Annotated in this window: 13 protein-coding genes; 5 read left to right on the forward strand and 8 right to left on the reverse strand. The window is 65.8% G+C overall.

Translation table 11 applies throughout. The features are described 5' to 3' along the window. Window positions 1-20 precede the first annotated feature (20 nt). The 3 genes from ROH8110_RS02365 (at window position 21) to ROH8110_RS02375 (ending at window position 4,770) form a co-directional block, all read left to right on the forward strand. The gene (locus tag ROH8110_RS02365; protein ID WP_121143661.1) at window positions 21-2,228 is read left to right on the forward strand and encodes an ATP-binding cassette domain-containing protein; all 2,208 of its coding nucleotides are present in this window, start codon (window positions 21-23) and stop codon (window positions 2,226-2,228) included. Between the two features lie 3 nt (window positions 2,229-2,231). Next, window positions 2,232-3,425 carry an HlyD family type I secretion periplasmic adaptor subunit gene (locus tag ROH8110_RS02370; protein ID WP_085816171.1) on the forward strand — a complete coding sequence of 398 codons (1,194 nt, stop codon included), beginning with the start codon at window positions 2,232-2,234 and terminating at the stop codon, window positions 3,423-3,425. An 88-nt stretch (window positions 3,426-3,513) separates the two neighbouring features. Next, a complete protein-coding gene (locus tag ROH8110_RS02375) occupies window positions 3,514-4,770 on the forward strand; it encodes a M24 family metallopeptidase (RefSeq protein WP_085816172.1) in 1,257 nt (418 codons plus the stop codon). Window positions 4,771-4,779: 9 nt separating this feature from the next. Here the strand turns inward: ROH8110_RS02375 and dtd are convergent, their stop codons facing one another. After that, a complete protein-coding gene (gene dtd / locus ROH8110_RS02380) occupies window positions 4,780-5,217 on the reverse strand; it encodes a D-aminoacyl-tRNA deacylase (RefSeq protein WP_085816173.1) in 438 nt (145 codons plus the stop codon). Between the two features lie 146 nt (window positions 5,218-5,363). Here dtd and ROH8110_RS02385 point away from each other — a divergent pair, with 146 nt between their 5' ends. Next, window positions 5,364-5,780 (forward strand): Hsp20/alpha crystallin family protein, encoded by a 417-nt coding sequence (locus ROH8110_RS02385; protein ID WP_085816174.1) that lies wholly within the window; start codon window positions 5,364-5,366, stop codon window positions 5,778-5,780. 8 nt (window positions 5,781-5,788) lie between these two features. On the opposite strand, the gene ROH8110_RS02390 is transcribed toward ROH8110_RS02385, so the two are convergent. From ROH8110_RS02390 to ROH8110_RS02415, 6 genes are all read right to left on the reverse strand, one after another. Beyond that, window positions 5,789-6,463 carry a nitroreductase gene (locus ROH8110_RS02390; RefSeq protein WP_085816175.1) on the reverse strand — a complete coding sequence of 225 codons (675 nt, stop codon included), beginning with the start codon at window positions 6,461-6,463 and terminating at the stop codon, window positions 5,789-5,791. Further along, window positions 6,463-7,581, reverse strand: coding sequence for a TFIIB-type zinc finger domain-containing protein (locus ROH8110_RS02395; RefSeq protein WP_085816176.1), 1,119 nt, complete (start codon window positions 7,579-7,581; stop codon window positions 6,463-6,465). The genes ROH8110_RS02390 and ROH8110_RS02395 overlap by 1 nt, the downstream gene beginning before the upstream one ends. A gap of 93 nt (window positions 7,582-7,674) precedes the next feature. After that, window positions 7,675-8,799, reverse strand: a complete 1,125-nt coding sequence (locus ROH8110_RS02400; protein ID WP_085816177.1) for an SPFH domain-containing protein — start codon at window positions 8,797-8,799, stop codon at window positions 7,675-7,677. Window positions 8,800-8,819: 20 nt separating this feature from the next. Beyond that, the gene (locus ROH8110_RS02405) at window positions 8,820-9,761 is read right to left on the reverse strand and encodes a DUF2927 domain-containing protein (RefSeq protein WP_245962766.1); all 942 of its coding nucleotides are present in this window, start codon (window positions 9,759-9,761) and stop codon (window positions 8,820-8,822) included. Window positions 9,762-9,787: 26 nt separating this feature from the next. Next, window positions 9,788-10,987, reverse strand: coding sequence for a toxic anion resistance protein (locus tag ROH8110_RS02410; RefSeq protein WP_085816179.1), 1,200 nt, complete (start codon window positions 10,985-10,987; stop codon window positions 9,788-9,790). A gap of 10 nt (window positions 10,988-10,997) precedes the next feature. Continuing rightward, window positions 10,998-11,897, reverse strand: coding sequence for a 5-bromo-4-chloroindolyl phosphate hydrolysis family protein (locus ROH8110_RS02415; RefSeq protein WP_085816180.1), 900 nt, complete (start codon window positions 11,895-11,897; stop codon window positions 10,998-11,000). 258 nt (window positions 11,898-12,155) lie between these two features. Between ROH8110_RS02415 and ROH8110_RS02420 the strand changes: the two genes are divergently transcribed. Further along, entirely contained in the window at window positions 12,156-13,172 is a 1,017-nt protein-coding gene (locus ROH8110_RS02420; RefSeq protein WP_085816181.1) for a GlxA family transcriptional regulator, read from the forward strand. 243 nt (window positions 13,173-13,415) lie between these two features. Here ROH8110_RS02420 and ROH8110_RS02425 read toward each other — a convergent pair whose 3' ends face one another. Further along, a complete protein-coding gene (locus ROH8110_RS02425; RefSeq protein WP_085816182.1) occupies window positions 13,416-14,240 on the reverse strand; it encodes a pseudouridine synthase in 825 nt (274 codons plus the stop codon). Window positions 14,241-14,260: the final 20 nt, after the last annotated feature.

Raw genomic sequence — 14,260 nt, forward strand, 5'->3', positions numbered from 1 at the left:
TGCCCGAGGGCGCAGCCGGGATGACCGCCGCCCTGCGCGGCCGTCTTCGGGCCGTCTCGAACCGCGACGCGCCGCCCTCCGCCGCTCCCGCAGCGCCGCGCAACGCGGCACCGACCCAGGCCCGCACCGAACGTCTCGCGGCGCTCGCGGCGGTCTATGCCGGGCTGCTGGGGCAGAGCGTCCCGCCCCGCGACATCGTCGAGACCCTCGTTCGCCACGCCGACGCGCCGACCTCGCAGGCGCTTGCCGAAGCCCTGCGTGCCGCCGGTTTCCTGAGCGAAATCGCCTGCGACGTCACCTGTCAGCGCGACGCCTGGCCGGCGCTGGCGCGCATGACCAACGGGCAGATGATCCTCGTGCTCGAACAGGGCGATGCGGGGCTGGTGATCTATGACCGCACCTGTCGCGATAACCGCGCCATCGTGCCGCTGGCCGAATTCGCACCCTTCTTCACCGGCGAGACCATCCGCGCCGAAATCCCCCTTGGCCAGCTGTCCGACGTGCATGGCCCGACCGGCGCAGATGCGCATTGGTTCTGGGGGCAATTCGCCGGGTTCCGCCGTGCCTTCGCCGAAGTGGTGCTGGGGTCTTTCGTCGCCAACCTTCTTGCGGTCGCCGTCGCGCTCTTTGCGCTCCAGGTCTATGATCGCGTGATCCCCCATCAATCCGAATCCACGCTCTGGGTGCTGGCGGGCGGCGCCGGGCTGGCGCTCCTGATGGAGGCCGCGCTTAAACTGGCGCGTGCGCGGCTGATGGATGGTGCTGGCCAGCAGATCGAACTCGGCGTGCAGACCCTCCTGATGAATCGCGTTCTGGGCATGCGCTCGGAACTGGCGGGGCGGGCACCCAGCCAGCTCTTCAGCGCCATGCGCGAATTCGGCTCGGTGCGTGAGTTCTTCACCTCGGCCACCATCGGCAGTCTTGCCGATGTCCCCTTCATCTTCGTGTTCCTGCTTCTGGTGGCGTTGATCGCGGGCAACGTGGTCTGGCTTCTGGTGCTGGGTGCGGTGCTGATGGTGCTGCCCGGTCTTTTCCTGCAACGCCGCATGATTGCCCTTACTCAAAGCGCACAGGGCGCCTCGTCCAAGGCCTCGCGCCTGCTTCACGAGGCGATCTTCGAGCTCGACACCCTCAAGACGCAGCGCGCCGAGGATCGTTTTCGCCGCCTCTGGGTCGAACTGACCACCCTTCAGGCGCTCACAACCAGCGCACAGCGCCGCCTTGCCTCCGGCCTGACATTCTGGAGTCAGGGCATTCAGCAGGCGACCTATATCTGCGCGATCATCATGGGCACCTACCTTGTCTTCTCGGGCGAATTCACCGTCGGCTCGATTATCGCAGTCAGCATCCTGACCAGCCGGACGCTGGCACCGCTGACCCAGCTGGCGGGAACGATGGCGCGCTGGAGCAATGTGAAATCCGCTCTCAACGGCCTCGACTCCATCGCCACCGCGCAACAGGACACCGCGCCCGAGCGCAGCTACCTGCGCCGCGACGCCCTGCACGGCGGTTTCGACCTTCGCGAGGTCCGCTTCGCCTATGACCCGGACCTGCCACCCGTGCTGGACATTCCCGCACTGACCATCCAGCCGGGTCAGAAACTGGCGGTGCTTGGCGCCAACGGCTCGGGCAAATCGACCTTCCTCAAACTGCTCTCGGGCCTCTATGCGGCCACGCAGGGACGGGTGATGGTCGATGGCACCGATATGACCCATATCGCCCCGCGCGATCTGCGCCGCTTCATCGGTTATCTCGGGCAGGACGTGCGCCTCTTCAGCGGCACCCTGCGCGACAACCTCAACCTGACGCTGCTCGAAGGCGATGACGACCGGCTTCTCGCGTCGCTCGATTTCGCCGGGCTCGGCCCCTTCGTCAAATCCCACCCCAAGGGGCTCGACCTCGAGATCCGCGATGGCGGGCAGGGGCTCAGCCAGGGGCAACGCCAGTCCATCGGCTGGGCGCGGCTCTGGCTTCAGGATCCGGCGATCTGCCTTCTGGACGAACCGACCGCCGCGCTCGATCAGACGCTGGAGCGCACCCTTGTCAGCCGCCTTGAAACATGGCTCGACGGGCGCACCGCCGTCATCGCCACCCACCGGGTGCCGATCCTGCAACTGACCGACCGCACCATGATCCTGCAAAACGGCCGCCTTGCCGTGGACGGGCCGCGCGATCAGGTTCTGGCCCACCTGGCGCAGGCCGGTGCCGCTGGCGGGGCGAAGGGATAGCTCATGGCCGCAGCAGCATCCTCGACCGATCTGGCGCGGCAGTTCAACGCCCGCCTGCGCGGCTCCAGCTTGATGATCCGGCTTTGCGCGGGGGTGGTGGGGCTGTTCCTGCTCTGGTCGGCTTTCGCATGGCTCGATGAGATCGTGCGTGCCGATGGCGAAATCATCTCATCCTCGCGCCCGCAAATCATCCAGAACCTCGAAGGCGGCATCCTTTCCGAGCTCCTCGTGCAGGAAGGCGACGTTGTGGCGCGCGGCGCCGTTCTGGCGCGGCTGCACGGCACGCAATTCAAATCCTCGGTCGAAGACCTGCGCGATCAGATCACCGCGCATGATATCCGCCGCCTGCGCCTCGAGGCGGAACTCGCCGGGCAGTTCGATTTCGATATCCCCGCGAAGCTTGCCGCCCGCAGCCCCGAAATGGCCGCCTCCGAAAAGGTGCTTCTCAAGGCCCGGCAGGAAGATTTCGTCAAGCGCAGTCAGGGCGCGCGCAAGGTGCTGGCGCAGGCCGCCGAGGAACGTCGCCTGCTCGAAGACCTGCTTGCCAAGAAGATCGTCGCGCTGATCGAAGTGACCCGTGCGCGCAAGGAACATGCCGATGCCGAGAAACGCTATGACGAGATCGTCACGCAAACCGAACTTGAACGCGCACAGGAATATTCCGACACGCTCAAGGAACTCGCGACCTTGCGTCAGAACCTCTCGGCCAGCCTCGACCAGCTCGAGCGCACCGTCCTGACCAGCCCGATGCGCGGCATCGTGAACAACCTCAACGTCACCACCATCGGCGGCGTCGTGCGTCCCGGCGAACAGATCATGGAGATCATCCCACTGGACGAGGAACTTCTGGTCGAGGCCCGCGTCGCGCCGCAGAACATCGCGAATATCCGCCCCGGTCAGGCCGCCACGATCAAGCTCAGCGCCTATGACTACACCATTCACGGCACCCTCAAGGGCAAGGTCGATGTGATCTCGGCGGATACGTTCGAGGACGAAAACACGCGCGCCCCGGATGGCGATCCGCATTACAAGGTCAGGCTCAGGCTGGACCTTTCGGACCTCTCGCCGCGTCAGTCCGCGATCGAGCTGCGCCCCGGCATGCAGGCGCAGGTCGAATTGCACACCGGCGAAAAGACCGTGCTTCAATACCTGCTCAAGCCGCTCTTCAAATCCCGCGAGGCGATGCACGAACCCTGACGCCCCGCATTTCCGACCTTTCCGGCGGCTGCGGAATCTGCAAGAGATTCAGAACAGGGCTGCGACAGGGACGGGGAGAGCGCGACCGATGGCCGAATTCGACTGGCACGCAGAACGCAGCGATCTTGCGGGCCTCGCCCAGCTTGACCGCGCGCCAGAGAGCGAGGGGATCGACCTTGCCGCCGTGCGCCTCTACCGGCAGGGCCGGGTCCGCTCCGAAATGGCCGCGCGCGGGGTCGATGCGGTGATCCTGTCGGACCCGGTCAACATCCGCTACGCCACCGGCACCCGCAACATGCAGGTATTCTCGATGCGCAACGCGCCATCGCGCTATCTGCTGCTGACGCAATCGCGCGCGATCCTGTTTGAATTCACCGGCTGCCTTCACCTGGCGGAGGGATTCGAGACCGTGGACGAGGTGCGCCCCGCCCGCACCGCGAGCTACGTTGCCGCAGGCCCCGATATCGCCACGCGCGAACAGGCGTGGGCGGCCGGGATGGCCGACCTCATCCATGAACTTGTCGGCAAGGGTGCGACCGTGGGGCTGGAACGCCTGAACGCAGGCAGCGCCATCGCGCTTCAGGCTCAGGGATTTCGCATCGTCGATGCGCAGGAGCCCGTCGAGATGGCCCGCGCGATCAAATCCGCCGAGGAAATGAAATGCGTCATCGCCTCGCTGCGCGCCACCGAGATCGCTGTCGGCAAGCTGCGCGACGCGATCCGCCCCGGCCTCACCGAGGCGCAGCTCTGGTCCGTGCTCCACCAGTCGGTAATCGCCCAGAACGGCGATTATGTCGAAACCCGGCTGCTCAACGCAGGTGCGCGCACGAACCCCTGGTTTCAGGAAACCTCGGACAATGTGATCGGTCCCAACGAACTGATCGCCCTCGATACCGATGTGGTCGGCTGCCACGGCTATTACGCCGACTTCTCGCGCAGCTTCCATTCCGGCCCCGACGCACCCACCCAATCGCAGCGCGAGCTTTACAAGGTCGCGTATGAGCAGGTGCATCACAACATGGCTATCCTGCGCCCCCACATGTCTTTTCGGGACTATGCCGAGGCCGCCTGGGACATTCCCGCGCGCTTTCACGCTAACCGCTATTACCTCAGCGCCCATGGCTGCGGCATGACCGGGGAATATCCCTATCTCTACCACCGCGGTGATTTTCCCGATGCCGGTTATGACGGCGAAATCCTGCCCGGCATGACCCTCTGCGTCGAAAGCTATATCGGCGCCGAAGGCGGGCAGGAGGGCGTGAAACTCGAACAGCAGGTGCTGGTGACCGAGGAGGGGATCGAACTCCTGTCGCATTTCCCCTTCGAGGAGGATCTCCTGCGCTGAGCGCCGCGCTCAGCTCTCGATCGAGATCGTCACCGGGCCGTCATTGGTCAGGGACACTTGCATGTCGGCCCCGAAGGCGCCGGTCTCCACCGCCACACCCTCAGCCGCCAGCGCCGCGGCGAAATGCTCGTAAAGGCGCTTGCCTTCCTCGGGCGGTGCGGCACTTGAAAAACCGGGGCGGTTGCCGCGGCTCGTGTCGGCGGCCAGTGTGAACTGGCTCACCACCAGCGCGCCGCCCCCCGTGTCGCGCAGCGACCGGTTCATCTTGCCCGCCTCGTCCTTGAAGATGCGCAGCTTGGCGATCCGCGCGGCCAGCCGGTCGGCCCCGGCCTCATCGTCGCCCTGCATCGCGCAGACCAGCACCATGAGGCCCGGACCAGTCCGTCCGATCACCTCGCCCCCGACGCTGACTTCGGCCCGGGTGACTCGTTGCAGCAGAGCGCGCATTGCCTATATTCCTTTTCGCAGTTCTCGTGAACGCAATGCGCAAAACCGCGCCGCGATGCAAGTATCGCGCGTTGATGCGCATCAAGGCGCGCCCCGCCTGATCGCGCGAGACTGCGTCACGCATTCTAACCAGAGGAGTTGCAGACATGGTTGAAAAGTCCCAATCCTCCGGCCTGTGGCCGTCCTTTTACGAACCCTTCCGCCACCTTGGCCAGCGTGTCGCCGACTGGCTCTCGCCCGCCTCGGATGCCTCGGCGGATGAGTCCAATTATCGCATCACGATGGAACTGCCCGGCGTCGCCGAAGACGATATCGACATCTCGGTGCATGACGGGGTGGTGACGGTACGCGGCGAGAAAACCCAGGAACGCGAGGAAAAAGGCGATACCTGGTTCTTCTCCGAACGCCAGTACGGCGCCTTCAGCCGCACCTTCCGCCTGCCTGCCGATGCCGATGGCGAGTCGGTCTCGGCCAGCCTCAAGGATGGCGTGCTGTCCCTTTCGGTGCCCAAGCGCGGCCCCGATGAAAGCGCGGCGCGCAAGATCGCCATCAACAAGGGCTGACCGGCGCATCAGTCGCGCGGGTCGAGGATATCGGAAAGATCGGCCCGCGCGGTGCGAAACCTGTTCACCGGGTGATCCGCATCGCCGATCCCGAAGGAAATCGCGCACAGGATCATCCGGCTTTCGGGCAGGCCGAAATGCGCGCGGATCATGGGCGCATGGCCCGCAACCGAGGCCTGCGCGATCGTGTCCACGCCGAGCGCCTTTGCCGCCAGCATGAAGTTGCTGACGAACCCGCCGGTATCCATCGCCCCGTAAGCCCGAAGTGCGGCCTCGGAATGCACGATGGCCACATGCGGCGCACCGAACAGGTAGAAATTCAGCATGGATTGTTCGGCCCGTGCCGTGTGGTCGTCGCGTGCAATGCCGACCGCCTCGTAAAGCTGATAGCCGCAGGCGCGCCGCCGCTCGCCATAGACACCCGGAAAGCCTTCGGGCCAGGGCAGGTCGGGGCAGGGCGCATCGGATGTGGCCGCCTCGACAAGCGCCGCGCGAAACCTCTCTGTCGCTGCGCCGCGTGTCACCGTCACCTGCCAGGGCTGCGCATTGCACCACGACGCCGTCTGCGCGGCCGCCGACACGATGCGCGCGACGGTGTCCTCGGGCACCGGCTCCGGCTTGAAGGCGCGGCAGGAATGGCGCGCCCGCAACAGCGCGTTCAGTGTATCATAGGCCTCACTCATCACAGCGCCCCCTGTTCCATCGCGATCACGTAGCCGATGGCACCCGCCACCAACAGCCCCGCGATCACCGCCAGCGCGATTTTCCATGCCGACCAGGGCCGCTCGCCCTGTACCCGCCCGGTGCGCCCGTTGACGACGAAACGATAGCTCTCGCCGCGGTATTTGTAGGCCGCCAGCCAGACCGGCAGCAAAACATGCTTGAAGGTCACATCGCTGATCTGCGTCTGGATGTCATGGATGCGCTGGCGATCGCCGCCGATATCGAAACGCACATCACGCGCGATCACGCGGTCCATGATCTGGCGCGCCTCGGTGAACCCTTCGTCCAGTTCCACCGCATAGCCCTCGGCGCGAAACCCCGCCAGGTATTGCGGCGCATAGGGTTCCAGCGCCGACAGGTCCCAGGGCTCCAGCCCGTCGGTGAAGCGCTTGGGCAGGCTGCGCGAGGCCAGCACCAGCACATCGTCGAAGAACCGCGCCACCCGTCCCGAGACCGACCGCCAACGCACCTTGGCGACGCGCACGGTCTCGCGTTTGCCGTTGCGCGTGACCGTGCGGTTTTCGTAATAGACGGTGCCGCGCTCGCCGCGATAGGCGGATTTCGTGTCGGCATCGAAGGTCCAGTAGGGCACGTAGATACCCTGCATCCTGCGCCCCTTGCGGGCATAGTCCTGCAAGCCACCCGGTGCGAACCACAGCCGCCCCAACCAGTCATTCATCGCCCCGCGCGCCGCCTCTTCATCCAGCGCAAAGGGCAACAGCCCGCGCGGCTTGATATGGCGATGCGTGCCGGTATCCGTCACCACGGGCGTTGCGCAGAACGGGCATTCGGCAGCATGCAGTGTCTCGTCGAATTCCACCCGCGCACCGCAATTGGGGCAGCTGGTGACGCGGGTCTCCTCGATGTCCTCGTCCGGAAGCTCGCTGTTCAACGCCTGGCGGAAATCCAGCTCGCGGATCGTGCTCTCCCAGGGGCCGGACTGCGCCACCTCTTCGCTGTGACCGCAATGATCGCAGACCAGCCGCCCCGAAGCCGGATCAAACCGGTAATCCGCCCCGCATTGATCGCAGGGAAAGCGGTGTTCTTCGATCGGGGATGCTGCGTCGGAGAAGGGCATGAAGCAACCATCGGGACTGCGTGAAATCGGGTCTTGCTCTGGGTGCGGGGCAGGGCGGGAGCACGCGTGTCCGCGCCCCCCCCTTGCTTTGGCTCAGGCCTCGGGCGGGGGCGGCGGCAGAATGGTGAACAGCTGCGCCAGTTCGGCCACGTCCTCGGCCCGTTTCCACCCGTCCTGCCCGGCGGTCCAGACATACGCGGTGCGGCTCAGCGTGCCATCGGCGGCCATGCGCCCCATCGCGGCCCTGGAATAGGGGCCGCGGGTCTCGCCCTTCTCGGCGATGTGCCAGACATGCTCGACGGGTGGCGGCGGCGGCGGTGGCGCTGCGGCCTCGCTCGACGCGGGGGCCGCGCCCCACGGTCCCTGCTGCGGATTGAGCTGCTGCGCCATCGCCATGCCCATTCCCATGCCCAGCCCCGCACCGATCCCGGCACCCCCCGAGGGGTTCTTCGATGCGGCGGTCATCGCTTCGGCGGCGGAATACTGGGTGAACTTTCCCAGATCGCCCGCCAGCCCCATCGAGGTGCGCTTGTCCAGCGCCTCTTCCACAGCCGGGGGCAACGAGATGTTCTCGATGTAGAATTCCGGGATCGTCAGCCCGTATTCCGCGACCACCTTGGAAATCTCGCTTGCGACCAGCTTGCCAAGGTCGGCGGTGTTGGCGGCCATGTCCAGCACCGGGATGCCCGCGCCCGCGATGATGCGCGAAAAGGCCTGCACGATGATGTTGCGGATCTGAAAGCTGATCTCATCCATCGTGAATTCGCCGTCGGTGCCGACGATCTCGGCAAGGAAACGCGCCGGATCGGCCACCTTGACCGTGTAGGTGCCAAAGGCGCGCAGGCGCGTCGGGCCGAATTCCGGGTCGCGCAGCATGATCGGGTTCTTGGTGCCCCATTTCAGATTGCTGAAGCGGGTGGTGTTGACGAAATAGATCTCGGATTTGAACGGCGAGCGGAACCCGTGATCCCAGTGGTTGAGCGTGGTCAGCACCGGCATGTTGTTGGTTTCCAGCATGTAAAGGCCGGGGGTGAACACATCCGCCAGCTGGCCCTCGTGAATGAACACCGCCGCCTGGCCCTCGCGCACGGTCAGCTTGGCGCCGTATTTGATCTCGTGGCCCTCGCGCTCGAAGCGCCAGACCATCGTGTCCCTGGTGTCGTCGGTCCAGTGGATGACATCGATGAACTCGCCGGTCAGAAAATCGAAAATGCCCATGATAGTGGTCTCCTTTGCCGTCAGACCGGCCCGTCGCGCCGCGCCAGGATGCGCGCGACGATGGGGCGGGCCTGATCGGGGGTCATGCCGGGGGTCAGGTCGGGGTGATAGAGAAGCCGCAGCAGGATCTCGTCATGCGCGGTCAGCAGCGCGAATTCGTCGTCGTCATTGAAGATCGAGGGGCGCGCATAGGGGCTGTCATTGGCCAGCCCCAGCCCCTGCGCCAGCTCTTCATGCACGCAGGAGCGGCGCATCAGCTCGGGATGCTCGGCGCGGATGAAGGCGATGGCGCGCCCGTAGCTGTTCTCGTTCTGCGGCTCCGAAAAGGCGATGACAAGGCAATGGATCGTGCGCGGCAGGGTCTGGAACAGGCGCAGCGTCGCCGGGTTCACATTGGGTACGACCTCCCTGATGCGCGCAACCGCCTGATCGCGATCGTCCTCGCCCATGTAGAGCACGTGGAAATTGGGATTGCCGCGCACCACCGATATCGAATGCCCGGTGATCCGCCCCAGCCGCGCAACGTAATCGCGCACCATGTCCTCGTCCACCGCGCGCTGGTCCTCGGGCACGGAATCGCCGAACTCGACCGACATCCGCACCGGGCGCGTCCACTTGCGCAGCCCCACCGCCTCGCCGCCCGAAGGCTGCAGCCCGGCGTCACGCTCGTATTCGTCGTAAAAGGCGATCCGCTCGAAATTGCGCATCAGCGTGTTGTCGGTATAGGGCGTATCCGCCCCCCCGCCATCGGTGCGCAGCAAGCCCTGCGACAGCAGGTCCGCCTGCACCGCCGCATAATACCGCTGCAAGGCGCGGCTGGCATCAGACTGCGCGCGCGCGGGCGCCGGTTCGGGCGGCACAAGGCCGGGCGGGCGCTCCGCCGGCCTCGGGCCCGGCGCGCCGCCGGGCAACTCGCAAGCAGCAAGGGCCAGCGCCGCCAGCCCTCCTGCCATTCCCCGCATCACTCCCGTCCAGCGCACCTTGGTCCTCAGCTTTGCGGCACGGCGGTGCCGGCATTGTCGCCCACGCCATCACGACGGGCCTTGGCCGAGGCCAGCGTGTCGCGCAGATCGGCTTCCATCTTCTTGAGATCCTCTTCGGCAGCGGCGCGGCGCGCCTTGCCCTCGTCGGCGATCTGCAGGCTTTCTTCGATCGTGCCGATCAGGTCGGCATTGGCCTTCTTGACGGCCTCGATGTCGAACACCCCGCGTTCCATTTCCTCGCGGATCATCTTGTTGCTCTCGCGCAGGTTGGCTGCATTGGAGGTCAACAGCTCGTTGGTCAGGTCATTGGCGTCGCGCACCGCCGCCGCCGCCTCTGTCGAGCGCTGGATCGTCACCGCCTGCGCCAGCTGCGTTTCCCACAGAGGCACGGTATTGACCAGCGTCGAGTTGATCTTGGTCACGAGGCTCTTGTCGTTCTCCTGCACCAGCCGGATCGAGGGCAGCGACTGCATCGTCACCTGGCGCGTCAGCTTGAGGTCATGCACCCGGCGCTCGAGATCGTCGCGCGCGGCGCGCAGATCGCGCAATTCCTGCGCACGGATCACCTGATCCGCCTCGGGCGCGGCCTTTACCTCGGCTTCCTTCGCGGGAATGACAGTGCTGTCGAGCTCGCGCAGCTTCTCTTCGCCCGCGGCGATGTACAGCGCCAGCTCGTCATAGAACTGCAGCGTCTTTTCATACAGCAGGTCAAGCGACTTGATGTCCTTGAGCAGGCTGTGCTCGTGATGCAGCAGATCGTCTGTCACCTTGTCGATCTGCGCCTGCACCGTCTCGAAACGGGCGGTGAACTTGGCGAAAGGCGCGGCGCGCCCGATCAGCTTTTCCCACCAGCTGCGCTGGCGGCGCACATCCAGCTCGCTGACCGAAAAGCCCCGGATCGTGGTGACGATCCCGCGCAGGCTGTCGCCCGCCGGGCCGACATCCTTGTTGCGCACGCCGTTCAGCATGGCTTGGCTGATTTCCTGCAACTCGGCCTGTGCGCCCGAACCGAACGAGACGATCGAATTGGTGTCGCTCATGTCGATCTCGTCCATGCGGCGGCGGATTTCACCGCCGATCGCCGCATCGGCCTTATCAAGCGTGATGACCTCATCCGCCTTGGCGGGCTCGGGCAGGATGGTGCGGCTGACTTGCTCGACCTCGGCCAGCGTGGCCTCGGCTTTCTGACGGGTGGTATCTGACATGGTGGTCCCCTTACTCACTGGTGATGGGCGGGCGGATGCCCTCGCGTTGCAGGCGCGCGCGCAGAACCTCGATCTCGATATCGAGATCGACCCGGTCGTCGCGCAGAAGAGCTTCGGTGCGGGCGGCGAAATTGCCCTCCAGATCGTCCAGCAGCGCGGTGTAATCACCCTTTGCGCCGCTGTCGCGGTTGCGTGCATTGATATCGGCGAACTTCACCGTCGCGTCGCGTGCGCCCATCAGATAGACCGACAGGTACTTGCGTGCCGCCGTCAGGTCGCGCGGGTCTTCCTCGACGGTGCGAAACAGCTTGCGGGCCGTGGCGGCGAACCGCTCGACGCGCGCTTCGAGCTGCCGGTCGCCAGCGCGCTTGATCGCATCGGTCATGACGGCAAGATGCTTCTCGGCCTCGTCCACGGCGCGCGCCACGCGATCGGTCTGGAATAGATCCACCCCTTCCATCCCCTTGTCCTTCAAGGGATCAAGCCCGAACGCGAAGGAATGCAGCGCCGCGCCCAGCAGGGCATAGATGACCGGCGCAACAATGCCGCCCGCAGTCGCGAAACCGGCCAGCGCCAGCCCCATCCCGGTCAGCACCGATGCGGCGATCTTCCGGGGGAAGCCGGGGCGGCGGGCGATCTTGCGCCCCTCATAGGCTTCCTGCGCCAGAATTCCCTCCCGCGTCAGCCACGCCGCCAGCAGCAGGACTCCAAGTGCCCCGAGATTGAGCGCCAGCCCCACCGGCCCTGCGGTGAAAGCCGCCCAGATCAGGGGCAGAGGCGCCAGGAACAGCAGGTTCACGCGCCCGCCCGCGCGGGTGCGCCGCGCGCCCTGATAGCCGCCCTGGTCCGGGCCGGATGTCACCTGTGATTGCGTATCGGGGCTGAACTTTCCGCCATAGCGCCGCGCCATCAGCCGCCCCCCGTCAACGAGACATAGAGGATCAGCAGGACCAGCAGGAAAAAGGCCAGTTTTTGCAGACCGGTATCGGACATAGGCAAGTACACCCCCAAAGACATTCTGAACTTAGGCGATGCAGGCAAAGCATTCTAGGGGGAAGATGGCCCGCCTGCCGCCAGATCACCGGGGTGTCCCGCCGCCGCGCGGGGCGGGCGGCGCAAACGCGCGCACAACCTTACCGCCGGGCCGGCTTGATGCTATGACGGGCGCATGACGACGGAAGTTTTCGTGCCACGCGGCGCCGCCAGTTTTAAGGTGGCTTATGACGGACCGCCACGGGACGTGCATTTCCTGTTGCTGCCCAAACTGACCCTCCTGGCCTTCACCTCGGCGCTCGAACCCCTGCGGGTCGCCAACCAGGTGGCGGGGCGCGCGCTTTATCGCTGGTTCGTGATGACCGAGGACGGCGCGCCCGTGGTCTGTTCCTGCGGGGTGAACATCACACCCGACGGCGGTCTTGCCGATATCCCGCGCGAGGCACTGGCCTTTGTCTGCGCAGGCATCGAACCCGCCGATACGCTCTCGTCCCGCGTCACCCAATGGACCCGGCGACAGCGCGCCTTCGGGGCGCGGGTCGGCGGGATCTGCACCGGCGCTTTCGCGCTGGCCGAGGCGGGGCTTCTCGAGGGCCGCCGCTTTACCCTGCATTGGGAAAACCAGCCCGCCTTCGTCGAGCGCTATTTCGGGCTGGAACCAACCGGCGCGCTTTATGAAAACGATCGTGGCCTGATCACCTGCGGTGGCGGCAGCGCCGCGACCGACATGATGCTCGACCTCATCGAGCGCGACCACGGCGCGGATCTTGCCACGATGGTCGCGGACATGTGCCTGCATTTCCGCTCGAACCTTCAGCACAGCCGCCAGAGATCGGCCTATTCCTTTGCGCTTGGCAGCCGCAATCCCCACCTGATCGCGGCGATGCGGCTGATGAACGAAACCCTCGAATCGCCACTCGAGATATCGGACCTGGCCGCGCGCATCGGTATCTCGCGCCGACAGCTCGAGCGGCTTTTCGGTGCGCATGTCGGCATCACCCCGGCGCAGTTCTACATGGACCTTCGGATATCGCGCGCGCATGCGCTTCTGAACGAAACCGAGTTGAGCGTCGCCGAGATCGCCGCCGCCACCGGCTTCAACAGCACCTCCCAAATGGCCGCGCGGTTTCGCAAGCGTTTCGGCACCTCGCCGCGCGCCTATCGCAAGAGCTGGCGTGGCGCGGGCGGCTAGCGCAGGGCAGGGCGGGGGCGCTGCCCCCGTCGCGCAAGGCGCGACTCCCCCGGGATATTTCTGAACAGAAGAAGGCGCGGGCGTCTGGTACAAAACGGCGCGGATTTTGTACGCTTATCGGGCGCGCGCCCTGTTAATGCGTGGTGTCTCGGTGCCGCGCACCGACGCGATACCGACGTGAGCCCGATGCGATGCAGATCGGTGTTTTTCGTTGTTAATCAGTTTCTTGCAGATGATTCGCCGTCAGTTCCGCCGCCGTGTGCGTTTCGGCGTCGGTTTCGGTTTGCCGGGTTTGCCGGGCCGCCCCGGTTTGCCGGGTTTAGCAGCCTCTTTCTGCTCCTCCATGCCCAGCTGTTCGCGCAGGATGCGGGGCCGGATTTCCTCGACGGCGCCGGGCTTGAGATTGCCCAGCTGGAACGGCCCGTAGGAGATGCGGATCAGCCGGTTCACCGTCAGCCCCACCGCCTCCATCGCTCGGCGCACCTCGCGGTTGCGCCCCTCGCGGATGCCGACCGTGGCCCAGGCATTTGCGCCTTGCTGGCGATCGAGCGAGACGATCATGGGCTGGAATTTTTCGCCTTCTATTTCAAGGCCTTGGCGCAGCGGCGCGAAGGTCTCATCGCTCGGACGCCCCTTGATGCGCACGCGGTAGCGGCGCAGCCACCCGGTCGAGGGCAGCTCCAGCTTGCGCTTGATGCCGCCATCATTGGTCAGCAGCAACAACCCTTCGGAGGTGATGTCGAGCCGCCCCACGCTCATTACCCGCGGCAGATCCTCGGGCAGCTCGTCAAAGATGGTCGGGCGGCCCTGTTCGTCGCTGGTGGTGGTCACGAGGCCCGCAGGCTTGTGATAGAGCCAGAGCCGCGCCGGTTCGGGCGCCTTGAGATCGCGCCCGTCCACGCTGACCCGGTCCTGAGGCGTGACATTGAGCGCGGCCCGGTCGATCACCTTGCCATTGACCGCGACCCGCCCCGCCTCGATCAGCCTTTCCGCCTCTCGCCGACTGGCCAGCCCGGCCCGCGAGATGACCTTGGCGATGCGCTCGCCCTTATGGGGGGTGGTGTTCATGGCGCAGGGCTTAGCGCAAA

Source organism: Roseovarius halotolerans, from assembly GCF_900172255.1.
GTDB classification, from domain to species: domain Bacteria; phylum Pseudomonadota; class Alphaproteobacteria; order Rhodobacterales; family Rhodobacteraceae; genus Roseovarius; species Roseovarius halotolerans.

What these genes read in the sequence shown, in the direction of transcription:
- ROH8110_RS02410 (WP_085816179.1), bottom strand. Translation starts at nt 10,987, where the DNA reads ATGTCAGATACCACCCGTCAGAAAGCCGAGGCCACGCTGGCCGAGGTC.
- ROH8110_RS02365 (WP_121143661.1), top strand. Translation starts at nt 21, where the DNA reads ATGACCGCCGCCCTGCGCGGCCGTCTTCGGGCCGTCTCGAACCGCGAC.
- ROH8110_RS02400 (WP_085816177.1), bottom strand. Translation starts at nt 8,799, where the DNA reads ATGGGCATTTTCGATTTTCTGACCGGCGAGTTCATCGATGTCATCCAC.
- ROH8110_RS02415 (WP_085816180.1), bottom strand. Translation starts at nt 11,897, where the DNA reads ATGGCGCGGCGCTATGGCGGAAAGTTCAGCCCCGATACGCAATCACAG.
- ROH8110_RS02395 (WP_085816176.1), bottom strand. Translation starts at nt 7,581, where the DNA reads ATGCCCTTCTCCGACGCAGCATCCCCGATCGAAGAACACCGCTTTCCC.
- ROH8110_RS02370 (WP_085816171.1), top strand. Translation starts at nt 2,232, where the DNA reads ATGGCCGCAGCAGCATCCTCGACCGATCTGGCGCGGCAGTTCAACGCC.
- ROH8110_RS02405 (WP_245962766.1), bottom strand. Translation starts at nt 9,761, where the DNA reads ATGCGGGGAATGGCAGGAGGGCTGGCGGCGCTGGCCCTTGCTGCTTGC.
- dtd (WP_085816173.1), bottom strand. Translation starts at nt 5,217, where the DNA reads ATGCGCGCTCTGCTGCAACGAGTCACCCGGGCCGAAGTCAGCGTCGGG.
- ROH8110_RS02425 (WP_085816182.1), bottom strand. Translation starts at nt 14,240, where the DNA reads ATGAACACCACCCCCCATAAGGGCGAGCGCATCGCCAAGGTCATCTCG.
- ROH8110_RS02420 (WP_085816181.1), top strand. Translation starts at nt 12,156, where the DNA reads ATGACGACGGAAGTTTTCGTGCCACGCGGCGCCGCCAGTTTTAAGGTG.
- ROH8110_RS02375 (WP_085816172.1), top strand. Translation starts at nt 3,514, where the DNA reads ATGGCCGAATTCGACTGGCACGCAGAACGCAGCGATCTTGCGGGCCTC.
- ROH8110_RS02390 (WP_085816175.1), bottom strand. Translation starts at nt 6,463, where the DNA reads ATGAGTGAGGCCTATGATACACTGAACGCGCTGTTGCGGGCGCGCCAT.
- ROH8110_RS02385 (WP_085816174.1), top strand. Translation starts at nt 5,364, where the DNA reads ATGGTTGAAAAGTCCCAATCCTCCGGCCTGTGGCCGTCCTTTTACGAA.